The 22,114-nt window shown below is 45.6% G+C and carries 20 protein-coding genes; 10 read left to right on the forward strand and 10 right to left on the reverse strand.

The genetic code is table 11. The features are described 5' to 3' along the window. Window positions 1-8 precede the first annotated feature (8 nt). On the reverse strand, window positions 9-1,310 hold the full coding sequence (locus ACRD7P_RS04600) for an acetylxylan esterase (protein WP_430906332.1): 1,302 nt from the start codon (window positions 1,308-1,310) through the stop codon (window positions 9-11). Between the two features lie 79 nt (window positions 1,311-1,389). Beyond that, entirely contained in the window at window positions 1,390-1,884 is a 495-nt protein-coding gene (locus ACRD7P_RS04605) for a metallophosphoesterase family protein (RefSeq protein ID WP_430906333.1), read from the reverse strand. 241 nt (window positions 1,885-2,125) lie between these two features. Here ACRD7P_RS04605 and truA point away from each other — a divergent pair, with 241 nt between their 5' ends. After that, window positions 2,126-2,869 carry a tRNA pseudouridine(38-40) synthase TruA gene (gene truA / locus ACRD7P_RS04610; RefSeq protein WP_430906334.1) on the forward strand — a complete coding sequence of 248 codons (744 nt, stop codon included), beginning with the start codon at window positions 2,126-2,128 and terminating at the stop codon, window positions 2,867-2,869. A 162-nt stretch (window positions 2,870-3,031) separates the two neighbouring features. Next, window positions 3,032-4,798, forward strand: a complete 1,767-nt coding sequence (locus ACRD7P_RS04615) for an ABC transporter ATP-binding protein (RefSeq protein ID WP_430906438.1) — start codon at window positions 3,032-3,034, stop codon at window positions 4,796-4,798. A 73-nt stretch (window positions 4,799-4,871) separates the two neighbouring features. On the opposite strand, the gene ACRD7P_RS04620 is transcribed toward ACRD7P_RS04615, so the two are convergent. Then, on the reverse strand, window positions 4,872-5,657 hold the full coding sequence (locus ACRD7P_RS04620; protein WP_430906335.1) for a diadenylate cyclase: 786 nt from the start codon (window positions 5,655-5,657) through the stop codon (window positions 4,872-4,874). Between the two features lie 107 nt (window positions 5,658-5,764). Then, the gene (gene folP, locus ACRD7P_RS04625) at window positions 5,765-6,586 is read right to left on the reverse strand and encodes a dihydropteroate synthase (RefSeq protein ID WP_430906336.1); all 822 of its coding nucleotides are present in this window, start codon (window positions 6,584-6,586) and stop codon (window positions 5,765-5,767) included. A gap of 130 nt (window positions 6,587-6,716) precedes the next feature. Here folP and ACRD7P_RS04630 point away from each other — a divergent pair, with 130 nt between their 5' ends. The 5 genes from ACRD7P_RS04630 to ACRD7P_RS04650 all read left to right on the forward strand — a co-directional run bounded on the left by ACRD7P_RS04630 (window position 6,717) and on the right by ACRD7P_RS04650 (window position 10,652). Then, window positions 6,717-7,262 carry a DUF1599 domain-containing protein gene (locus tag ACRD7P_RS04630; protein WP_430906337.1) on the forward strand — a complete coding sequence of 182 codons (546 nt, stop codon included), beginning with the start codon at window positions 6,717-6,719 and terminating at the stop codon, window positions 7,260-7,262. 82 nt (window positions 7,263-7,344) lie between these two features. After that, window positions 7,345-8,445, forward strand: coding sequence for a BT_3928 family protein (locus tag ACRD7P_RS04635; RefSeq protein WP_430906439.1), 1,101 nt, complete (start codon window positions 7,345-7,347; stop codon window positions 8,443-8,445). 47 nt (window positions 8,446-8,492) lie between these two features. Then, entirely contained in the window at window positions 8,493-9,242 is a 750-nt protein-coding gene (gene tpiA, locus ACRD7P_RS04640) for a triose-phosphate isomerase (protein WP_430906339.1), read from the forward strand. Window positions 9,243-9,261: 19 nt separating this feature from the next. Beyond that, window positions 9,262-10,125: a 50S ribosomal protein L11 methyltransferase gene (gene prmA / locus ACRD7P_RS04645; protein ID WP_430906340.1), complete on the forward strand. Its 864-nt coding sequence runs from the start codon at window positions 9,262-9,264 to the stop codon at window positions 10,123-10,125. A 251-nt stretch (window positions 10,126-10,376) separates the two neighbouring features. After that, window positions 10,377-10,652, forward strand: coding sequence for an ATP-dependent Clp protease adaptor ClpS (locus ACRD7P_RS04650; protein ID WP_430906341.1), 276 nt, complete (start codon window positions 10,377-10,379; stop codon window positions 10,650-10,652). An 87-nt stretch (window positions 10,653-10,739) separates the two neighbouring features. Here the strand turns inward: ACRD7P_RS04650 and ACRD7P_RS04655 are convergent, their stop codons facing one another. Continuing rightward, window positions 10,740-13,583, reverse strand: coding sequence for a S8 family serine peptidase (locus ACRD7P_RS04655; protein ID WP_430906342.1), 2,844 nt, complete (start codon window positions 13,581-13,583; stop codon window positions 10,740-10,742). Window positions 13,584-13,859: 276 nt separating this feature from the next. Here ACRD7P_RS04655 and ACRD7P_RS04660 point away from each other — a divergent pair, with 276 nt between their 5' ends. Then, entirely contained in the window at window positions 13,860-14,705 is an 846-nt protein-coding gene (locus tag ACRD7P_RS04660) for a M57 family metalloprotease (RefSeq protein WP_430906343.1), read from the forward strand. 48 nt (window positions 14,706-14,753) lie between these two features. Here ACRD7P_RS04660 and ACRD7P_RS04665 read toward each other — a convergent pair whose 3' ends face one another. Together ACRD7P_RS04665 and ACRD7P_RS04670 are read right to left on the reverse strand one after the other, a co-directional pair. Continuing rightward, window positions 14,754-15,167, reverse strand: coding sequence for a DUF6691 family protein (locus ACRD7P_RS04665; RefSeq protein ID WP_430906344.1), 414 nt, complete (start codon window positions 15,165-15,167; stop codon window positions 14,754-14,756). Window position 15,168: 1 nt separating this feature from the next. Then, window positions 15,169-15,726 carry a YeeE/YedE family protein gene (locus ACRD7P_RS04670; protein WP_430906345.1) on the reverse strand — a complete coding sequence of 186 codons (558 nt, stop codon included), beginning with the start codon at window positions 15,724-15,726 and terminating at the stop codon, window positions 15,169-15,171. A gap of 306 nt (window positions 15,727-16,032) precedes the next feature. On the opposite strand from ACRD7P_RS04670, the gene ACRD7P_RS04675 reads away from it, so the two are divergent. Next, window positions 16,033-18,336 carry a T9SS type B sorting domain-containing protein gene (locus ACRD7P_RS04675; RefSeq protein WP_430906346.1) on the forward strand — a complete coding sequence of 768 codons (2,304 nt, stop codon included), beginning with the start codon at window positions 16,033-16,035 and terminating at the stop codon, window positions 18,334-18,336. A 251-nt stretch (window positions 18,337-18,587) separates the two neighbouring features. On the opposite strand, the gene ACRD7P_RS04680 is transcribed toward ACRD7P_RS04675, so the two are convergent. The 3 genes from ACRD7P_RS04680 to ACRD7P_RS04690 form a co-directional block, all read right to left on the reverse strand. Further along, window positions 18,588-19,376: a polysaccharide deacetylase family protein gene (locus ACRD7P_RS04680; protein ID WP_430906347.1), complete on the reverse strand. Its 789-nt coding sequence runs from the start codon at window positions 19,374-19,376 to the stop codon at window positions 18,588-18,590. A 152-nt stretch (window positions 19,377-19,528) separates the two neighbouring features. Next, a complete protein-coding gene (locus ACRD7P_RS04685; RefSeq protein ID WP_430906348.1) occupies window positions 19,529-20,491 on the reverse strand; it encodes a sodium-dependent bicarbonate transport family permease in 963 nt (320 codons plus the stop codon). A 20-nt stretch (window positions 20,492-20,511) separates the two neighbouring features. Continuing rightward, a complete protein-coding gene (locus ACRD7P_RS04690) occupies window positions 20,512-20,805 on the reverse strand; it encodes a hypothetical protein (protein ID WP_430906349.1) in 294 nt (97 codons plus the stop codon). A 371-nt stretch (window positions 20,806-21,176) separates the two neighbouring features. Here ACRD7P_RS04690 and ACRD7P_RS04695 point away from each other — a divergent pair, with 371 nt between their 5' ends. Beyond that, a complete protein-coding gene (locus tag ACRD7P_RS04695; protein ID WP_430906350.1) occupies window positions 21,177-22,097 on the forward strand; it encodes a LysR family transcriptional regulator in 921 nt (306 codons plus the stop codon). The last annotated feature ends 17 nt before the right edge of the window (window positions 22,098-22,114 follow it).

Genomic DNA, 22,114 nt, shown 5'->3' on the forward strand with positions numbered 1-22,114 from the left:
CGCTTTATTCAATCTTTAACGGAGAACGTTCCCTCCCTAAGGGCAGGTAACCAAACCGTTTCCAATTTTTGGGTGTAGGCGTCCTGGGAACCTTCTTTGGATTGGTGTTCCGAACGGGGCAACAACAACACTTCTCGATACTCTTTCAATTGGTTGATACCGGCATAAATACCCTCCGGCGGGCAAGTTTGGTCGAGAAGTCCGATTCCCATCAACATGGGACATTTGATATTGGGTACAAAATTGGCCACATCATAATACCGACTGGTAGCCCATACTTTTTCCTTGTCTTTTCCTTCGGTATTGGTATACCAATGTGGCCAACCGCCCTTTCTGCCGATCGTGGGGCCCATAGTATCAAAACCTGCGGGTACCAAAGCCATGGAGGCGGTTATCTTAGGATGCAGTCCCGCCGTAACCACGGCCTGCAGGCCTCCCTGGCTCGTTCCCATGACGACCAAGGTCTCTCCGTCCCAATCGGGATGTTCGGTCAAGTATTCGGCGGCACGGAAACAAGAAAGGTACATGCGTAAAAAGTAGCTCTGTTCCCTACTCTCATTATCAATGGAGGGGTAATCTTTTAGAAAACCTTCTTTTTTTTCGGTATAAAAATGCTGCTCCCGGTCGATAGGCAGGTCATGGGGGTTGATGTTGAGTACCAACCAACCCTCTTTGGCCTTGTCGATGGCCCATTCGGGTTGTAATGGATATACCCCTGCCCATTGCACGATCAACAGCGCGGGAAGTTTTTTGTTGTCCTTTGGTTTTGCCATTTGGCCACGGATCCAACTTTTGTTAATGTTTTTCATCTGAATATGGGCATATTCGATATTCGGATTTTCCGGCAAATGACGGTGTTGTATCTGGGTGTTTTTGGGGATGGCCTTTAGTAGTTCGATCTGCTTGTCCCAAAAGGCATCAAAATCGGCCGGGCGTTCGCTTGAGAGCGCTATTTTGTCGGGGTCGGCAATGGCCCCGCTCAGCTGTTCGTTATGCGACCCGTTCGCAGTTACCCAGTCGAGTTCGAGTAAAATGGCACCAGGGGCGGTAAATTGATGTTGCAACCGTGCCTTGTTGCCTTTTGTGGGTAGGGCCCCCTCGGAAACGACCGTGAGCCCGCCAAGCTTTAAAGAATAGGTAAGGGAGTCTAATTTTGCATCCTTATCTAGGGTAATGGTCCAATGGACTGTTTCCCCCACCGAAAAGATTCCATCGGGTCTGTCCAGGGAAATGGATACTTGGGCAATCGCCGTAAATTGAAACTGTAAGATCAAGGCGATCATGGTCGCCATTCGTTGTGCAAAGGTCATTTTGAGCTTGATTAAAAGGATTGTTATGCGTTTTGTCGGTTTACGAAAATAAGGAGAAAAAGATGGTTCCTGAATAAGGTTATCGTTTCCCCAATTCCACGACCTCTAGGTTTTTAATGTCTTTTCCATCGATTTCGAAACGTAGCATGGTCCGCACATGATGAAAACCATGTTTTCCACAAGCTCCGGGATTCATATGCAACACCTGCAGTTTTTTGTCCATCATCACTTTTAAAATATGGGAATGCCCACAGATAAACAATTGTGGAGGGTCATTTTTGATCTCGTTCCGGGTACGCGCATTGTATTTTGGGGGATAGCCACCGATATGCGTCATAAACACCGATACCTCCTCGCAAAAAAAACGATCGTTCAACGGAAATTCCTGCTGAATGGCCGTGTTGTCGATATTGCCGTATACCGCGCGCAGCGGTTTGATCTTTGCCAGGGTATCGGTAACGGATAAACTGCCGATATCCCCCGCATGCCAAATTTCATCTGCCTGGGCAGCATATTTTAGTATGCTATCGTCCATATGGGAATGGGTATCCGATAAAAGCAGAATTTTGGTCACGTACGATTGCTATTGTTCGGTCCGCTAAGCTATAAAATAGGAACGGCCAGTGAAAATTTCCCGATTAAAAATAATGCTTTAGTTTTTATCCTTTCGTTGCACATTTCCTTTTAGTGATCGAGCCTATGTACTCTTAAGGTTTAACACGATTATAACGGCTTTCCGATTCCCGTGCCACTTTTTAAGCAGGCTTGTTTCCGCTAATGTGTATCTTTGCATTCGTGAATCCTACTTTTCTTCCTTGAGATATTTTGTTCAGTTTTCATATATGGGAACCGCGTACCACGGGTGGCAAAAACAACCGAATGCCATTACCGTGCAATCGGTAATGGAAGATGCCTTTTCCAAGCTGTTGGGGAATGCCATAAACTTGGTTGGTGCCGGTCGAACGGACGCAGGAGTACATGCAAAGACCATGTTTGCCCATTTTGACAGTGATGGTATCGCCGAACGATCTGAATTGACGCATCGTTTGAATGCATTTTTGCCCGAGGGTATTGCCGTCGAGGAAATTTTTGAGGTTTCCGATACGGCCCACGCACGTTTTCATGCGGTGGAACGGGGTTATGAATATTGGGTGACACAGCAAAAAAATCCTTTTTTAACGGGTCTGGCACATTATGTAAAAATGCCATTGGACGTAGCGGCGATGAACCGTGCGGCATCCCTATTATTGGAGTATGACGATTTCGAATGTTTTTCCAAATCCAACACCGATGTAAAAACCTATCGCTGCGATATCCGTTCGGCACAATGGCAAGTTGTGGGGGACCGATTGGTCTTTTCGATTACGGCGGATCGATTTCTAAGGAACATGGTGCGGGCGATCGTGGGCACCTTATTGGACATCGGAACGGGTAAAAAATTACCAGAGGCGCTACATGCGGTCATCGCCAGTAAGGACCGGGCCATGGCGGGCCCTTCGGTACCGGCAAAAGGATTATATTTAACCAGGGTTTTATATCCACAGGAGCTATTTAAGTAATGAACTCATTTAGACTTTTTGGATTGAAGCGAAAATTAGTGATTTAAAGGCCTGTTGAAGACTTTTTTGAGTTTCATAGCAGGGCTACGAGAGGAAAAAAAGGCAAAAACAGGGCTGTAAAGGACAATTTTTTAGCCAATTAAAAAAGTCTAAATGAGTTCAATGGAAAATAATTCGGGGAAGGCATTTGATTACAACTTGTTCAAGCGGTTGATCGCGCATACAAGACCGTATCGCACAACGTTTTATGGGGTGGCCCTTGCCGCTGTACTGTTGTCCGTTTTTGCCGTATTGACGGCTTCTTTTGCCGGAAAGATCGTAAACGAGGCCATAAAACCGAACGATGCCGACAAGTTGTTGACCCTTACATTGACCATGCTGGGAGTGTTATTGGGGCAGGTGATCAGTCAGTTGGGCTTTAACTATTATGCCAATTGGCTAGGGCAATCGGTGATCAAGGATATACGTGTGGCCCTTTTCCAAAAGATGATGGGTTTTCGAATGCAGTATTTTGATAACTCGTCCATTGGGGTTTTGGTCACCAGGGCAGTGGCCGATATGCAGCGCATCGGGGAAATTTTTAGTCAAGGCTTTTTTGTGATCGTTGCCGATTTATTGAAAATGCTAACGGCAGCAATAGTGATGTTATATCTTAACTGGAGATTGGCTTTATTGGTCTTTGCCCTGTTGCCGATCATCCTATATGCTACCCGATTGTTTCAAAAAGCAATGAAAATCGCGTTTATCGAAGTGCGTGCCCAGGTATCCAATTTAAACTCTTTTGTGCAAGAGCGTATAACGGGCATGAAAATAGTACAGTTGTTCACACGTGAGGAAATCGAGAAAGAAAAATTCAGGAAGATCAACGAGAAACATCAGAACGCTTGGTTAAAAACGGTATGGTACAATTCCATTTTTTTTCCGATTGCCGAAATTGTCTCTGCCATAGCGGTAGGTTTGGTGGTGTATTTTGGCGTATTACAGGATTTGAACAGCGTTGTACCCGACACCATCGGTACCATTGTTTCCTTTCTATTTTTGATAGAACTTCTTTTTAGGCCGCTACGGCAGATTGCCGATAAGTTCAATACCCTACAGATGGGCATGGTCGCGGCCAATCGCGTATTTGCCATTTTGGATACCGACAGCCGTATTGCCGATTCTGGAGCAACGGAACGGGAACAGGTACAAGGGGAAATCTCTTTTAAGGATGTCCACTTTGGCTATTTGGCGGACGAGGAGGTGTTGCACGGTATTTCTTTCGATGTGAAAGCAGGGGAGACCGTGGCCATTGTCGGGTCCACAGGGGCCGGTAAATCGACCATCATTAACCTTTTGAACCGTTTTTATGAAATAAATTCCGGTACCATTTCGGTGGATGGCGTTTCCATAAAGGAATACACCTTGTCCAACTTACGCTCACATATCGCGGTGGTTTTGCAAGATGTTTTTCTTTTTGCCGATACCATTGCCAACAATATCTCTTTAAAGGACGCGGAGGTGTCCCTACAGCAAATCGAGGCGGCGGCAAAACAGATCGGAGTGCACGAGTTTATCGAAAGTCTTCCCGGAGGGTATACCTATAACGTAAAGGAGCGTGGAACCATGCTATCGAGCGGACAGCGACAGTTGATCGCTTTTTTAAGGGCCTATGTCAGCGATCCGAGTATTTTGGTGTTGGACGAGGCCACGTCATCCGTAGATACCTATTCCGAGCAGCTCATACAAAAGGCAACGGAAAAAATTACAGAGGGCCGTACCTCCATTATTATTGCACACCGGTTGGCGACCATTAAAAAGGCGGATAAGATTTTGGTGATGGATGCCGGTAAAATTGTGGAGACCGGAACCCATAAAGAACTTCTGAAAAAAGGTGGCTACTATAACACCCTCTACGAGGCCCAATTTTTGGCCGACGAGGTTGCTTGATGATAGGTAGCCATATCAAGTTTGGTAATTCACTAAAGTAGCTTCTAAGTAATATTGGACCTGATGAGTTTCTTTAAACCAAATCCTCTTTTAGCATGTTGGAAAGGCTTTCGGTATCCTTAAAAGGGACAAAGGCGCCGTTTTTAATGTAGGAGATGTTTCCCGTTTCCTCACTGACTACCAGTGCGATCGCATCGGTCTTGTCCGTAATGCCCACCGCTGCACGATGCCGTAACCCGAAGCGCAGCGGAATACCACGTTCATTGGAAACGGGCAGTATTACCCTCGTCGCTACGATATAATTGTTTTCTATTACTACAGCGCCATCATGGAGGGGACTGTTTTTATAAAAGATGCTCTCCAAGATCGGTTGGTTTACCTCGGAGTACATAATATCCCCCGTCGATTTAACAAAGTCCAAGGAGTTGTTTCGGGCAAATACCAAAAGGGCTCCCGTTTTGGAACTGGCCATGTTTTCGCACGCCCCTAAAATGGCGTTCACATCCAAACTGGTGGTCAACCCTTCCTGTCTTAAAAACTTAAAATGTTTTATAAAGTTTCGTTTGTTCGCAAAATTGGTCGAACCGATCATCAGCAAAAACTTACGTATTTCCTGTTGAAATACAATGATCAGGGCAATCAGGCCAACTTGCATAAAGGCACCGACCATACTACTGATCATTTCCATACCCAACAATTCGGTCAGTTTCCAAAAGGTCCAAACAATAACGATTCCGATAAAGATGTTGATGGCCACGGAGCCGCGGACCAATTTGTAGATATAGTAAAGAAGAATGGCGACCAGAATAATATCAAGGACATCCGTTATCTTAAATTCGATAAAATTCAAAAAATCCAATTCCCTTTCGCCGTTTTGGTAAAATTATGAAAAATAGACGTACCAAAATCGATGGTATCCGAACTACCGGTGTCGGGAGGTCGAAAATCATGGTAATGGACGTGAACTTAAGCTAAAAGCTGTGAAAGTGTGATGGCCTCCATTGCCTCCTTAACGTCGTGTACCCGAAGTATTTGTGCGCCCTTTTGCAAGGCATAGGTATGCAAAACGGTAGACCCGTTCAGGGCGTTTTCCGCAGTGGTGCCCAACGCTTTATAGATCATCGATTTTCTGCTAAGCCCCACCAAAATTGGAAGTTCCAGGGCTTTGAAAGCGTCAAGGTGCGACAACAGCTCGTAATTTTGCTCCAGGGTTTTGGCAAAACCAAAACCGGGATCTACTACAATGTCATGAATTCCGAGCGTCCTTGCCGCGGCAATCCGCTCTGAAAAATAGAATAGGATGTCCGTAAGCAGATCGCTATAGCCGGTCTGTTCCTGCATGGTCTTCGCAGTTCCCCGCATATGCATCATAATATAGGGTACCCGCAAACGTGCTACGGTAGCCAGCATTTCCGTATCCCTTGTTCCGGCGGAAATATCGTTGATCATGGCGGCACCGGCGGCTATACATTCGGCGGCCACGCTGCTCCTAAAGGTGTCTATGGACAATGTTATTTTTGGAAAATGGTCCAACAACAGCCGTACTATCGGTAAAATACGTTGCAATTCCTCCGTTTCGGATACCGCTTGCGCTCCGGGGCGTGAGCTATAAGCGCCCAGGTCGATAAACGTGGCGCCCTCATCCAACATTTTGGTTACCTGTGCCAATACGCCCTCATTATCCGAGTATCGGCCACCGTCGTAAAATGAGTCGGGAGTAACGTTTAGGATTCCCATTATTTTAGGAACGGCGAGGTCGATCAGGGTGCCTTTACAGTTTAAGGTCATATTCGCAAGGGTATCGTTTGACAAAACAAGTTTAAAACACGAGATTTGCCTTCAAACTCGGGGTTTACGACCGCCGAAGTCCAAGAATTCAAAATTTTGAACGAAATTTACGCAAATTAGAGCGATTACGATGCAGCAAACCTCCGAACAATACGACCACGTTATTCAAACGTGTCGCGCGCTATTCGAAAAGAAAATGAGCGACTATGGCAGTGCTTGGAGAATTCTTCGACTTCCCTCGTTAACGGATCAAATTTTTATCAAAGCGCAACGTATTCGAGGTTTGCAGGAAAATCAGGTGCGCAAAGTGGACGAAGGGGAGCGTTCCGAGTTTATCGGAATCATCAACTACTCCATTATGGCATTGGTTCAGCTGAAGAAGGGTGTTGCCGACCAGCCCGATCTTTCGGTCTCCGAAGCTTTGGCGCTGTTCGATGCCCACACCCATGAAACAAAACGGTTGATGGAAAATAAAAATCACGATTATGGCGAAGCTTGGAGGGACATGCGCGTGAGTTCGCTTACCGATCTTATTTTACAAAAAATATTACGGGTCAAACAAATAGAGGACAATAAGGGGAAAACGTTGGTCAGTGAGGGTATCGATGCCAACTATCAGGACATGGTGAACTATGCCGTTTTCGCCATGATCCATTTAGGGGCCGAACCGGAATAACGCGGTCAGTTGTAGCAGACCATTTTTTGGAACATGACAAACATAATGTGCGGAAAATATTTAAAAGGAAGTTGAGCAAATGATGAAATATTTGGTTTCCATAAGCAGGGTTTTAGTAGGGGTGTTATTTATCGTAAGCGGATTTATAAAACTGAACGATCCCGTAGGCTTCTCTTTTAAATTGGAAGAGTATTTTAGCCCGGGCGTGCTCGATTTGCCCTTCTTCGAACCTTATGCGCTGTATATTTCTATTTTTGTCGTCATACTCGAGGTGCTATTGGGGGTAATGCTCTTGGTAGGGTTTCGTATAAAATTTACGGTGTGGAGCCTTTTGGCAATGATTTTGGGCTTTACCTTTCTCACCTTTTATTCCGCTTATTTCAATAAGGTTACCGATTGTGGTTGCTTTGGCGATGCGTTAAAGCTGACCCCTTGGCAGTCCTTTATCAAAGATGTGATTTTATTGGTGCTCATCCTGATACTTTTCAAGGGAAGGGCCTTCATTAAACCGATCGTCGGTTCCAATGCCAAGCGTATCATTACCGTCGCGGCTTTGGTGATCAGTGCGCTATATGCAAGATATGTGCTGCGGCACCTTCCCGTAATCGATTTCAGACCATATAAGATAGGGGCCAACATTAAAGATGGAATGAACGTCCCCGAAGGGGCACCGGCGGCCATCTTTGATTATGCCTGGAAGTTTAAAATTGATGGCAAGGAAGAGGTTATCGTAACACAGGGCGATTACCCAAATGTAGAAGGGGAGTTCATCGATGTTGAAACTACGGAAGTGCAGAAGGGATATGAACCACCGATACATGATTTTACATTGGAACGGAACGGAACCGATTTTACCGATACCCTGTTGGTCGCGCCAAAGTTGGTAATGGTCATCGCCTATGATGTGGCCAAAACGGAACGCAATGTGTATTCGGAAATCAAGACCGTTACCGATACTGCCTTGGAAAAAGGCTATCAGGTCATCGGTATGTCCGCCTCCAACGATGCACTTACCGGACCCTTGATCAACGATTACGGACTCGGATTCGATTTTTATTTTACCGATGAAACGGCTTTAAAAACAATAGTACGTTCCAATCCGGGAGTATTGGTGTTGGAAAAGGGCACTATAGTCCAAAAAGTGCATTTCAATGATTTGGACGAACTGGAATTTAAAGAATAGCAATAGAAACACGTATAACGTAATCACGAAAATAAACAGTCATTATAATGAGAAGTAAAATAGTAGCAGGAAACTGGAAGATGAATAAAAATAGGACCGAGACCGAAGCCTTGTTGGCGGAGTTATCGGCAAAACTGCCCGATACGAATGCCGAAGTAATGGTCGCCCCACCTTACGTAAATCTGGGTGAAGCTGTCCGGTATCTTGATGATTCCATTATAGCGGTCATTGCCCAAAACATGCATTTTGCAGAAAGCGGTGCATATACCGGCGAGATTTCCGCAGATATGTTGTTGGATATTGGTGTGGATACCGCCATCATCGGTCATTCCGAACGTAGGGCCTATTTTGGGGAAACCGATGCTATTTTGGCTAAAAAAGTAGCTTTTGCCCTAGAAAAGAACATTCGTACCATGTTTTGTTTTGGGGAAGAATTGGAAGATAGAAAATCCGGGAACCATTTTAACGTGGTGGCCGACCAGCTAAAAAATGCGCTGTTCTCCTTGGATGCTTCGGCATGGAAAAATATTGTTCTGGCTTACGAACCGGTATGGGCCATCGGCACCGGGGAAACGGCTTCACCGGAGCAGGCGCAAGAAATGCACGCCTTTATCCGAAAAACGATTACCGATCGTTACGACGCCAATGTTGCCGGTAATGTATCCATATTGTATGGTGGTAGTGTAAAGCCTGGCAATGCCAATGAAATTTTCTCCAAACCCGATGTGGACGGTGGTTTGATCGGGGGCGCCTCACTGGTAGCCGATGATTTTATCGCCATTATCAAGGCAATATAGACAACCTTTTATTTTTTTGATGGCAGATACGGATACGGTTTATGTAGAGTATGTTTTTAACGTAAACCCTTTACAGCCCGCATGCGATATTTTGATTGCGGAGCTGGGCGAGGAGGGTTTTGAAAGTTTTGTGGAAAACGAAGATGGGGTACTGGCATATATCCAAAAAGAAGACTGGGACCCCGATGTACTTCAAAAAATTTCTATACTGTCGAATACCGATTTCGAATTTTCCCATTCCAAACGTGAAATTCAACAGGAGAATTGGAACGCAAACTGGGAGCGACATTTTGAACCTATTAGCGTAGACGATACCTGTGTGGTGCGCGCCCCCTTTCATGACAAGGTGGATGTGGAATACGACATTGTGATCATGCCTAAAATGAGTTTTGGTACCGGTCACCATGAGACCACCCATATGATGCTGGCGTATATTTTGGCCAACGATATGCAAGAAAAAGCGGTTTTGGATATGGGTAGCGGAACCGGGGTGCTCGCCATTCTAGCAGCCATGAAAGGAGCAAAATCGGTCGATGCGATAGACATCGACCATTGGTGTTTTTTAAACGCAAAAGAGAATGTAGATCGTAATGGCTGCTCCCATATACAGGTTTTTGAGGGGGATGTGGCTTTGATCGGTGAAAAGAAGTACGACCTCATCTTGGCAAATATCAACCGTAATATTTTACTGAGCGATATTCCTTCCTATGCCGGGGCTTTGCGCCCGGGGGGACAGCTTTTCCTGAGCGGTTTTTTTGAAGAAGACCTACCCTTGGTGAACGAACGTGCGTCACTATCGGGGCTCGAGTATCGGTCAAATCGTGAAAAAAATAATTGGGTCGCGGCCCATTATGCTATTTCTGATGTTAGCATACGCAAATAGAAACCAGGGATTTTTTGTTTAGGCGAAAAAGAACAAGTGTTAAGGGGCAAACTAACATCAGAAATGGTATTATGGTCTAAAGAGTTGACATGTTGGTGCTTATGTGCTGAAATTTCCCACGGTATTTCTCGCTGGACTGACATTCCTAAGCGCAAAATGATTCTGTTAAAAAAACCGGAAAGCGTTTTTTTTTCAGTTCAGAAGGTTATATTTAATCTTGAAACCACAGGTATAACGTTAAAGTTATTGTTATGGGTTACAAAGAAAAGTACCAAGAGGATGTATTATTGGAGGAGGAGACCGTCAAACAAAATGAGATCGTACTCTTCAATGATGAGGTCAACACCTTTGACCATGTAATCGAAACATTGATCGCCGTATGTGAACACTCCCCGGAACAGGCCGAACAGTGTTCCCTAATTGTACATTATAATGGAAAATGCACGGTTAAAACGGGGGAATACGATGATTTGAAACCACGTTGCAGCCGTTTGCTCCAAGCAGGCCTCAGTGCCGAAATCGTGTAATACGACTATCCAGCTTCTTTTTTATAATTGACAACTGTATTCGCATTACGCGAGAACTATTTATATCATCTACTTAGGTAGTTGGTATCAGTTTTTATAAACCAGTTGGGCACTGGTCCTTCCCCTTGAAGTGAACAGTTTGATCAAGTACATTCCGGTTCGTAGTTGATCCAAGACCACAAATTCCTGTTCCTCCGTTATCGTTTTTCGGAATACCTGTTTTCCGGTCAGGTCATAAATTTCTATCCATACTTCATCTGCAGGAATATCAGCGGAATAGACGGTAATCCCCGTGCTTATGGGGTTCGGTAAGGCTATAAAGGGATTGGTCCTTAAAAAAACGAGATCGGCTTCCCCTGAAAAGAAAGCGGTGCCATCGGTAAGATCGATACGTATGCGATAACGGTTGAGGCCTTCATTGGGCATGGGGTCGAAGTATGTCGTATCCCGGGCGTCCAAGGTTTCGAGCGTTCCGATTTCGACAAAGGCATCCCCTTGTTGCCGCTCAATGGCCACGGTAGCTACCTGATAAAGGCTGCTAAGGGCAATAGAAAGCGCTGCTCCGGTACCATCCTCGCTTTTATTGGCGATCAGTGAAGCGTCATAACAAGGGCCACCGAAGGTGCGGTAATCGATCGTTTCGCTGCGTATGCCCGAACTTCCGTCGTTCAATACGGGTTTTATCGAAAAATAGGGCGATGCGATTTCCTGCACGCTAACGACCAATGCCGTGTCCCTTAGGGTAGATAAGAGCTCAAGATCGGCTCCGTTCAAATTATAGACTTCGTACGCGTCGTCCTGTTCTTGCGCGTTCCAGGTAATTTCCACAGCGTCCCTACAATCCAAGGCAACATTAATGGTCGGAGCCCTGGAAATTTGAAAGGAATCGGAGAGGTATTCCCTGGTGCCAATGGTCATTTTAAGGATACCGGTGGCACTCAATCCCTCTGGCGGGGACCATAGGAGAAAACCTTCTTCCAATGATGCCTCCTCCGCAATCGTTTCCCAATCGACTCCGTTGCTATAGCTTACTTCCAGTATTCCAGACTCTTGGTCGAAGCTGTTTTCCCATCTGAGATAGCTTAGGGTTTCCCCATCATAGGGCAGGTTGTCCCCGCTTACGGGATAGTTCCATTGGAAAAAATCATTGTTTTGTACTTCATAGGCAATAGCAAAAGCTTGGGGGCCGCCAGAAATATCGAATCCCGATACCCTAAGGTTCATTTGTCCGGGCGCCGGGTCCGTTATCAGGATTTGTTCCACATTGTTCAGACGGTCAATCCCGGTGGTCGCTGCTGTTTCGAGTGCCGATAAGGAAGGGTCGGTACGCAATACCCATGGCATATAGGTGTTGTTTTGGCCATCGACAATGGTAAGGTCCAAATCGTTCACCAGTGCCTTATTGCTATTGACCTCCGCGGGTGCATCCGTCCATACCAAGGTCGCCTTTAAAAATTTGGTATTGGGAGGCACGGTAATCGTAAAATTTTGATCGGTTCCCCCATCTACTGTACCGGTAACAAAACGGTTCGATCTAATGTTTTCCAGTGCTTTATACGCATTTACCGCGCCGTAGCCCGAACGATGGTCGGGGCCTGGGGAATTTAGGTCGTCGGCCGTAGAGATCAATACCGCTTTTAATAGGGCTGCGGTCGGGGTTTCGCCATACCATTGTTGATACCCTTGGAGCAGTAGCGCGGCTACCCCAGAGGTCAATGCCGTAGCATTCGATGTTCCGGTAATGCTATAGGCCACGAGGTCCGGTTTGATCCTACCATCATAAGTCGGTCCGCTCGACGAAAACGAAACCACCTGTCCTTCCTCATTGGTAGCTCCTACAAGTAGGGTGTTTTTCGCCATTTTAAAGTTTCCCGTAAGGTTACCATAGGTACCTAGGTCTGCATAGGGGCCGTCCGTTGGAATTTCCTGTCCGTCATTCCCGGCCGAAAAAACATGTAGTTCTTCAGAATGGGTATAGGTGTGGTCGTCGTATGCGGCAGCTACCGAGCCGTAAAAGTTTTCGATGGCCGTACCGTAGGAATGGTTTTGCACAAAAATACCGGCCGACGATAGGTTGGTTTCAGGGTCTGGCGATACCAAGGAAAAGTCCGAGGATTGTAGTTTTGCCCCAGGGGCGATTCCCTTGCCCTTGATCGAGGAATTGCCCAGGCCGGCGATAATGGTCGCCATGTCAGTAGCATGATCGTCCACCGTTTCGGCGATCAAAGGGGAGTCGGTGAGTTTATCGATCAAGTCGATATCCCCTTCGCGAAACTTGTTGTCCTTTACCGAAACGGTTATCCCATTGCCGTTCAGTTCGGGATGGTCTCGGTATATTTTTGGAATATTATTTATGGATGGGTTCAAGTCCCTTACGGTACTTTCAGGGACGGTTTTAAGGGTTTCCTTGCCGATATAGCGGACAGTCGGTTCTGCCATAAGCTCTGAAAGAAAGGAAACCGTGCTTGCCTTGAAGTAAATGGTATTGAAATGACGGTGTACTATGGTAACATCCGGAAATTTGGCCAATAGCGCCAGTGTGCGTTCCGCATTGTCGGTTGTCGTCACATAGGGTATAGCACTATCGGTATTGCCGATGTCCTGGATAAGGCGGTCCGCTACTTTCCACCAATCGTTTGCGGGTACTGCGGAAAGTCCTTTTTTCTTTTTTAGGATAGCTGTATCGGTGATGAAAACAATGGCGTGGTACGGGTCCAAAAAGCGTTTTAATACATAACCTTCGTCCCTTAGGTGTTCTCTTTTGATTGGATGTGCGAAACGCACCAAAAATGTTTTTTGGCCATTTTTTGAAGAAACGCTTTGTTCCATATTGATGCTATCGCTGGCAAAAGAACTCCAAATCGGAGCTATCTTTTGCTGTCCAATACACCATTGGACAAAAAGGGCCATAAACCAAAAACACTTTTTCATAGCAGGTATTCACCTTTTAAAAGTATCGGTTTTCAAAAGAAAATCTGGTGTTTTTATCTTTTTTTCGACCAAAAACGTATCGTTTTTTTGTAGGAAACCAAATCTTAAAAAATGTTAACCCAAAATAGCGGAAAAATCGGCAAAAACAGCAGTATTTCGTCGATTTTTTGAGTAAAAAGTGCGGTTTATCGATAAAAGTTAATATTTTAACGGTGTCTTAACTTGGTGCACAAGGTTTGGACATTAATATATTATTAACATAAATCGTATTAAAAAATGAGAAAATTACGAAACTTTATGAAAGTGGTTGCTTTGTCATCCGTCGTTTTGGTCGCATCCTGTGAGAAGGACAACACCGAATCCGATGTGGCTTCTTCGGATGCCGTAAGTGATGATTTGGTAGCAAAACTAGATGGCTTTTACCTGAACGGTAAAGCTGCGGTACCTTTTGTTAACGAATATCCCGATGGAAGTTCGCAAGAGGGTGTTATGGTCGAAGATCTTTTCTTCAGTACAGAACAAATTCAGGCCATGCAGAATTTGAAGGATGGGGAAATGGAAATATGGGGCGAACAGTATCGCACCACCAATTTGGTCAGTCAGCCCAAGACGATCAGCGTTATCGGTTATACCGGTGGTCAATTTGCTTTGAGCAGCGCTGGAAGAACCGGTTTGCAATGGGCGGTCAATAACTACAATAGACTGAACTTGAACATCCGTTTCACCCTTACTTTCGCGGCTTCTACGAGCGCCGATATGGTCATTTATGACAATTCGGTGAACAATCCTGGGTCTTCAGGTGGGTCGGCTGGTTTTCCTTCAGGAGGAAATCCTTTTAAGTTCATTCAAATTTACGGGCTTTCCGGAAGCTCCAACAACGTGAACGAGCATGTTATCTGTCATGAAATGGGCCATTCTATCGGTTTCCGTCATACGGATTACTTTAGCCGTCAAAGCTGTGGTGACAACGTGAACGAAGGTAGTGCAGGAGTGGGAGCGATCTTGATTCCAGGAACACCATCCGGATTTGATCCGAATTCCATTATGTTGGCCTGCTTTAACGACGGTGTTAACGGTGAGTTCAACAACAACGATATTACGGCATTGAACTTTTTGTACTAAGTTTTTTGTTTTAATACTACTGAAGGGGCCGTGGAAATGGCCCCTTTTTTAATGCGGTAACTTTTCTTTCACCAGTCCGTATGCAAAAGTGCCGATCAGTGCCGCAAATATTAAGAGCACAACACTATAATTACCGGTACCGATTAAAACATACATCGGACCGGGGCATGCGCCCGCCAACGCCCATCCCAGGCCGAATAACGAGCCGCCCACAAGGTATCGTATAACGGACTTCTTTTTCTGGGGAAGTGCAATGGAGTTTCCCGCCACATCCTTGACCCCCATTCGTTTGAATAGGAACAGCCCGAGCATACCCACACCGACTGCGGACCCGATAATACCATACATGTGCAGGGCTTCAAATCGGAACATTTCATAAATACGGTACCACGATACCGCTTCCGATTTCACCAAGATGATACCGAACAATATACCGACACTTAAAAATTTTAGAAACTTCATCTTAAAAAATTAATGGGAAGAGTACATGGGTCATCAACAACCCACCAATAAAAAAACCGATTACCGCGATCAATGAAGGCAACTGCAGATTGCTAAGCCCGGTAATGGCATGTCCCGAGGTGCATCCTCCGGCATAGCGGGTACCAAACCCTACCAAAAAGCCAGCGATTAAAATAATGGACATGCCCTTGACGCTCCAAACCTGATCCCAATCGTAAAGTTCGCCGGGCAAAAGCGCCGCACCGGCCTTTTCAAACCCCAACTCGCTCAAAGCTGCAACCGTTTCGGGGTTTAAGGCAATGGGTTTTTGATCGGATAAAAATGTCACGGCAACAAAACCCCCGATAATCGCTCCCGCCACCACGGTTAGGTTCCACTTTTGGGATTTCCAATCAAAGGCGAAGAAATCGGCATATTTGCCGGCACCACCCATAGCACAAAGGGTACGCAGGTTGGACGACATTCCGAATGTCTTACCAAAAAAAACCAACAGCAGCATCACTATGGCAATCAAAGGGCCGGATACATACCACGGCCAAGGGTCTAGAATGAAATCCATACTTTTTTTGATAAAGATACTCAGAATCCGCTTCGAGCTAGGTAACGAATGTTATCCTAGGGTTCAGAAGTTATGCCATTTCAAAGTTTAAATGGCACGAGCTTTCCATAACTGCGGAGCGGAACGGAAACCAAGACGGACGGAAACGGTCCGGAAAAGGCTATCAAAGGGCCGGTGACACAAAACTTTAACAGTATGATCGGTATAGAATGGAGGTATGGAATGTACTTAAACGATATTTTGTGCGTTTGGTTCTCATAGATATTGCCAATCCCAAATCGGCCCTATCATTAACCTACTAGTGTTTTGAAAAGAGTATATATCGTACTGTTCTTTACGGTGTTGTTGCAACAATTACAGGCCCAACAGCAGGCCGCCGTATGGTATTTTGGAGACAACGCAGGCTTGGATTTCAATAGTGGAAGTCCGGTCGTGCTTGAAGACGGGGCATTATCTACTGCCGAAGGTTGCGCCACAATGTCCGATGAAGAGGGAAACCTATTGTTTTATACCGATGGGGTTACCGTATGGGGGCAAGACCATTTGCCCATGCCCAACGGTAGTGATCTAAAAGGGCACTCCTCCAGTACCCAATCGGGAATTATTGTACCGGTTCCGGACAACGCTGATCGGTATATCGTGTTTACTACCTATTTTCAATTGAGGGACGGCCTCTATTACTCGGAGATCGACATGAACGCCAACAGTGGAACGGGCGATGTTGTAAAGAAAAATGTTGCGCTCCGGCCTTTGGTAACCGAAAAGTTGACCGCGGTCATGCACCGTAATGGTAGCGATATTTGGGTACTGGCGCACGATTGGGGATCGAATGCCTATCTGGCCTATTTGGTCACGGCAAGTGGTGTGAGTACCGACCCGGTGATCAGCAATGTCGGTTTCAGTTTGGATTATCCCGCTTCGGACGAAGATGTGTTTAAAAGTCGTGGTTATCTTAAAACATCGCCGGATGGGAGCAAAATAGCCGCTTGTCACTCCTTTGTCGGTCTGGAATTGCTCGACTTTGATGCGGCTACGGGAAAAGTGTCCAATCCAAAGGTATTGATGCAATCCGCTATCAAGGATTTCTACGGCCTGGAATTCTCGCCCAGAACCAACTATCTTTACGCTTCCATTATTAAGGAAGATATTTATCAATTCGATCTCAATGCCCCTGATGTGGCCGCCTCGGTCTTTCCGTTAAACGTACCCGAACAGACCACAGGTGGGCTTCAATTGGCGCTAGATGGTAAAATTTATGTTGCTGGGGCAAAACAACTCGCGGTCATCCAACGCCCCGATGCAGCTGGTGCGGATAGTGGTTTTATGGCCAATGCGGTTTCGCTCGGTACAGGGCACAGTACTTTTGGACTACCGCCGTTCATCACCTCTTACTTTAATGCCGGCATACAGGCAAACGGATTTTGTTTTGGGGATACCACTGCCTTTTCGGTAATTGGTGCTGAGCCGGAAACTCGTTTTTATTGGGATTTTGGTGATGGCGAAACATCGGACCTTGCAAATCCGGGTCATGTTTATGAAAGCCCGGGAATCTATAATGTAAGTGTAACTTTGGAACGCGATACCCGAATTCAGGATGAGCATGCCGTAATCACCATTTATGAAAATGCGGCCGCTTTTGAAGCGGAACACGCCCTGTGTGATGTTGATGGAACCGGAACATATTTTGTTGACTTGGCCCTTTTGGACAACCAAGTGTTGCAAGGGCAGGACCCTACGGTTTTTGAAGTTTCCTACCACCGCAACGAAACCGGAGCCAATACCGATGTGGGCGAGATTTTAAAAACCGAATATGCGACATCCGTGCCCAACGAACGTTTGTTCGCCAGGGTAACCAATGTGTTGTCGGAAAATTGCTATGCCGTTTCCGAGGTCGGTATCACCGTGTTTCCCATTCCCGAACCGCTTTTGGAGCAGAGGTATGTTCTCTGCCCTGATAATCCAATGTTGGAGCTGGACGGGGGTGCTTTTGCTACCTGGTCTTGGCGCGATGGTACGGACGAGGAAATTTCCAATTCGCGCGGTTTGACCATTACACGTTTTGGAATCTTCAGTTTAACCGTAACGGATACCACTGGGGATACCAACTGTTCCAATACGATTTATTTTGATGTTGTTCCGGCAACGGTTCTGGACGATTTTTCCACTACCGTCAACCATTTTACCGATGATCTGTCCATCATCGTTAATGTAGACAACCCTGAAGATTTTCAATATTCCATAGATGGTAATGTATTTCAGGACAGTCCCGTTTTAAAAGTTGAACCGGGCAAGTATCCGGTACATGTTAGGGCCAAAAATGGTTGTGGGGGAATGATGAAGGAAGTTGTTGCCTTGGGATACCAAAAGTTTTTTACGCCCAACGCCGACGGCCACAACGATTTTTGGAAAATAAGGGCAGGTGAGCATTTTCCAGAGTCGACCGTAGCGATATTCGATAGGTATGGAAAGCTGGTCGCACGGCTGCTCGCCCAAGAGCAAGGGTGGAACGGTACTTATCGGGGAACTCCGTTGCCCGATTCGGATTATTGGTTCCTTTTCGAAAATACCGATGGGGAAACCTTTAAAGGACATTTTACCTTAAAGCGTTGATGGGTTGTCCGATTTTGGTGGCTGTTATGGCTTAGTGGGCCGTAGTACCCCAAGCACAATCCTATTTTTTGACTGCCCGTTTTTAGGAGTGCGTGCGGATTTTTAAACAACCAAAAGCCATTCAGAAAAGAGTTCGATCAAGAACATTTATTCGGAAGATTTCATCAATGAGATGCAAATAGGAACGGAACTATGAGCTGGGTTTAGGACTATCTAGGTTTTTTATTGGAGCCATGTAGCGCAAACCGTGGTTACCTGTACAAATGGTCCATAATTTCTGAAAATGGTGCCACCCAATATTCCGAAGCGTTGTCCGAAAGAAATTCAAGTAATTTTTCGTGCGCTTCCCCCGATACTTTTATCCATTCCCCATCCACGCCATGGAACTGAAATACGGCGAGGCCGCCATCTTGTTTTGCCTTTTGCGCAAAGGCAATAAGGGCCGCTGCGGTTGTGCCTTCGGGAACGGCCCAAGAATACACGTGCATGCGATTTAAATTGTCAAAATCAGTAGTTACGATCGGTGTTTTGCCACCGCCTCTTGCGTATTGTATGAGCCCTGATTTTTTAAGGGGTACAATATAAGATTTTGAACCAACCTCAGTGTTATTGCAGGGATATGCATAGGAAAAGCGCTTTCGGTTCGGATCCAAGTTCTTAAGAAGATGGTTCACCGCTTCAATTTCCTTTAAAATATCCGCTACGGTATAGTTTTCGGTAGTGAGTTCTTTAGGCCAACCAAAGGAATTTGGGCACGGGTGGAAAAGACTATGGTTTCCCAATTCATGTCCAGCTCTTGCGGCTGCTTTCCAGCCAAGTATGTTATCTCTTTCTTTTACGGTGTTCAGATAAAACGTTCCCCGTAAGCCAAGACGGTCCAATTGGGGAATGGCCACGTCCAAATGTGATTGCATCCCATCATCATAGGTAAGGCATATAGCCGCCTTCCGTTGTCCCTGCCAAACTTTTGAAGAAGTAATTTTTGGACCGCATCCTACCAAAAGCAATACCGGCCAAATATGTTTAAAACCAAGCTTCATGCTGTTTTTGCGCTAATTCGTCAAAAGATAATGCGAATTTTTTAAAACGAAAGCAGCAGGAACCGTAAATGCTGTTGTGTCGAAAATTGGTTTTGGAATTTTTTTAGATCACTTTAACCAACAAACAAAAACAACGACAACCTGAACAACACTTACAAATGCTGGATAACATACAGGTATATCGGCATTCCTAAGGTGATGTTGAAAGGAAAGGTAATGGCAAGGGCCATGGGCAAGTACAAACTTGGATTTGCTTTGGGTGCCGCGATACGCATGGCCGCGGGTACGGCAATATATGAGGCACTTGCGGCCAATATGGCCAACAAAAAGCGGTCGCCGTCACCGCTCAAGAAACTACCGGAAAGTTTGGCAATGGCAATTCCGTTAATCAAGGGTACTAAAATGGCGAAAAGTAGCGCGAACCATCCTTTTTTGATAAGCGAACCGATTTTTTTACCGCTAGTGATGCCCATATCCAACAGGAACACTGCTAAAAATCCTTTAAAAATATCTGTCGTAAAAGGTTTGATACCTGCGGCCTGTTCATCGTTGGCCATAAAACCGATAACCAAACTGCCCAATATCAACAACACGCTTCCATTGGTGAGTGCGTGCTTTACTAGGCCCAAGAGTTCGCGGGTAGAGCGTTTTCCATTCGAGTAAATACGCATTAACAATACCCCTACGATTATCGAGGGCGCTTCCATTAAGGCCATTACCGCAACCATGTGGCCGCCAAAATCGATTTGCTCCATTTCCAGGAAACTAATGGCCGTAACAAAAGTGACCGCGCTTACCGAACCGTAAGCCGCGGCAATGGCGCCGGCGTTTTCCACACTGAACCGGAGCCTTAGAATGAAATAGGTGTACAATGGAACCAGTAAGGCCAGTAACAGCCCGAGTACCACGGCCCATAGAATATCGGCGTTGAAGGTACTGTGCGCCAATTCCTGACCACCTTTAAAGCCAATGGCCAGCAAGAGGTACAGGGATATGAATTTGGACGAGTTCTTAGGGATTTCCAGATCGCTCCTGAGTTGCGATGCTATTAGTCCAAGAATAAAGAACAATAGGGCAGGGTTGGTCAGGTTATCCCCTAAGAGCTGTATATCCATTGATTGTTACGTGAATGCGGTTAGTCGATGATGTCAACGGTCAGAACGCCGCTGATGCGCACTTTTTTACCAGAAAGTTTCGCCTCTTGGTACACTTCCTTAAAATTTTCTTTTTCCTGTAGCAATTGCGCTACGCGGCCATCATCGTAACTGGTGTCGCTATCGCAATCCCCTTCGCACATGGCAAGGCGCTGGATTTTGTGAAAATTGACTTTTTCGTTGATCAAGGAATTGACCACATCTTTTGCTTCCGTTGCGGTGAAAACACCATCTACCAATTGTACTTTGTGGGCTACTGCTGTTAAGGTTTTCATTTGTTGTTTGTTTTTAATATGACTGATTTGTTTGAATGAAAGGCTATAAAACCGACCAGACCGCAAATGACACCTACTTTTACCAAACTCCAAAACATTGGATTGTAGGTGATACAACTAAAAAGTAAGGCGGCGAAGTAACCGATAAAAAAAAGTACTGTCAGAAAAATGCGAAAGTTTTCGATCAGTTCCGTTCCTTCAAACTTTACAAGGGGGCTGGTCCTTGGCTCGGTCCGTACGTGTTCGGTGGTAAATTTTAGATTCCGTTGTATGTCCATGATAAAACGATTTTTAATTTAACACTGCAAAGCTGGGTATTTTAATTCATATATTTTTATTTATATTTATTATTAAATACATAAGAATTGTTTATGAAGTATACTTTGCATCAGCTTCAGGTGTTTGTCGAAATAGTGAACAAGGGCAGCGTGACCAAGGCTTCCGAAGCGTTGTTTTTGACCCAACCGGCCGTTTCCATCCAGCTCAAGAAGTTTCAAGATCAGTTTCCGCTCCCATTAACAGAGGTTATTGGTAGAAAGTTATACGTTACTCCGTTCGGTACGGAAATTGCCGTAGCGGCAAAACGAATTTTGGAGGAAGTTGCGGCCATTGAATATAAAACCAGCAGATATCAAGGGAAGTTAGCGGGCAAACTCTCCATCTCTGTGGTCTCCACGGGCAAATACGTAATGCCGTACTACCTCTCTGATTTTGTAAACGCACATCCGGATATCGATTTTTCAATGGATGTGACCAATAAACTTAAAGTAGTGCGGGACCTGGAAGAAAACAAAGTAGATTTTGCGCTGGTTTCGGTACTGCCCGATCATTTGGAACTGTCGCGAATGCCCTTGCTGCCCAACCGTTTATATTTGGTAGGTAGCGCGGTGCACGAAACGAACAGGGAGGGGAGCGAACAACTCATTTTTAAGGAACAGCCCTTATTGTACCGCGAGCAAGGTTCGGCAACACGCAATGCCATGGAAGCCTTTATTCAAGGTAAGAACTTACCGGTCAGTAAAAAAATTGAGTTGACTTCCAATGAAGCACTAAAACAGGCCGTTATTGCGGGCTTAGGGTATTCCATTATGCCGATGATCGGAATTCGGAACGCAGTGAACCAAGGGGCGATCAGCGTTATTCCTTTTGATGGACTACCGATAGAGACCCAATGGAACTTGGTTTGGCGAAAAAAGAAAAAGCTATCCCCGGTCGCCGCGTCCTTTCTCGAATATTTGGAAAGGGAAAAAACGGCCATTACCTCGAAGTTTTTTGATTGGGTGGACGAATAACCCGATGTTTTCGGCGG

The organism is Maribacter sp. 2-571, from assembly GCF_050589625.1.
In the GTDB taxonomy this organism is placed as follows: domain Bacteria; phylum Bacteroidota; class Bacteroidia; order Flavobacteriales; family Flavobacteriaceae; genus Pelagihabitans.

Bases quoted from the DNA above. Each gene is read 5' to 3' on its own strand.
- ACRD7P_RS04630 (WP_430906337.1), top strand. From the start codon at position 6,717: ATGCAGCAAACCTCCGAACAATACGACCACGTTATTCAAACGTGTCGC.
- folP (WP_430906336.1), bottom strand. From the start codon at position 6,586: ATGACCTTAAACTGTAAAGGCACCCTGATCGACCTCGCCGTTCCTAAA.
- ACRD7P_RS04655 (WP_430906342.1), bottom strand. From the start codon at position 13,583: ATGAAAAAGTGTTTTTGGTTTATGGCCCTTTTTGTCCAATGGTGTATT.
- tpiA (WP_430906339.1), top strand. From the start codon at position 8,493: ATGAGAAGTAAAATAGTAGCAGGAAACTGGAAGATGAATAAAAATAGG.
- ACRD7P_RS04660 (WP_430906343.1), top strand. From the start codon at position 13,860: ATGAGAAAATTACGAAACTTTATGAAAGTGGTTGCTTTGTCATCCGTC.
- ACRD7P_RS04665 (WP_430906344.1), bottom strand. From the start codon at position 15,167: ATGAAGTTTCTAAAATTTTTAAGTGTCGGTATATTGTTCGGTATCATC.
- ACRD7P_RS04685 (WP_430906348.1), bottom strand. From the start codon at position 20,491: ATGGATATACAGCTCTTAGGGGATAACCTGACCAACCCTGCCCTATTG.
- ACRD7P_RS04635 (WP_430906439.1), top strand. From the start codon at position 7,345: ATGAAATATTTGGTTTCCATAAGCAGGGTTTTAGTAGGGGTGTTATTT.
- ACRD7P_RS04650 (WP_430906341.1), top strand. From the start codon at position 10,377: ATGGGTTACAAAGAAAAGTACCAAGAGGATGTATTATTGGAGGAGGAG.
- ACRD7P_RS04680 (WP_430906347.1), bottom strand. From the start codon at position 19,376: ATGAAGCTTGGTTTTAAACATATTTGGCCGGTATTGCTTTTGGTAGGA.
- prmA (WP_430906340.1), top strand. From the start codon at position 9,262: ATGGCAGATACGGATACGGTTTATGTAGAGTATGTTTTTAACGTAAAC.
- ACRD7P_RS04615 (WP_430906438.1), top strand. From the start codon at position 3,032: ATGGAAAATAATTCGGGGAAGGCATTTGATTACAACTTGTTCAAGCGG.
- ACRD7P_RS04695 (WP_430906350.1), top strand. From the start codon at position 21,177: ATGAAGTATACTTTGCATCAGCTTCAGGTGTTTGTCGAAATAGTGAAC.
- ACRD7P_RS04600 (WP_430906332.1), bottom strand. From the start codon at position 1,310: ATGACCTTTGCACAACGAATGGCGACCATGATCGCCTTGATCTTACAG.
- ACRD7P_RS04690 (WP_430906349.1), bottom strand. From the start codon at position 20,805: ATGAAAACCTTAACAGCAGTAGCCCACAAAGTACAATTGGTAGATGGT.
- ACRD7P_RS04670 (WP_430906345.1), bottom strand. From the start codon at position 15,726: ATGGATTTCATTCTAGACCCTTGGCCGTGGTATGTATCCGGCCCTTTG.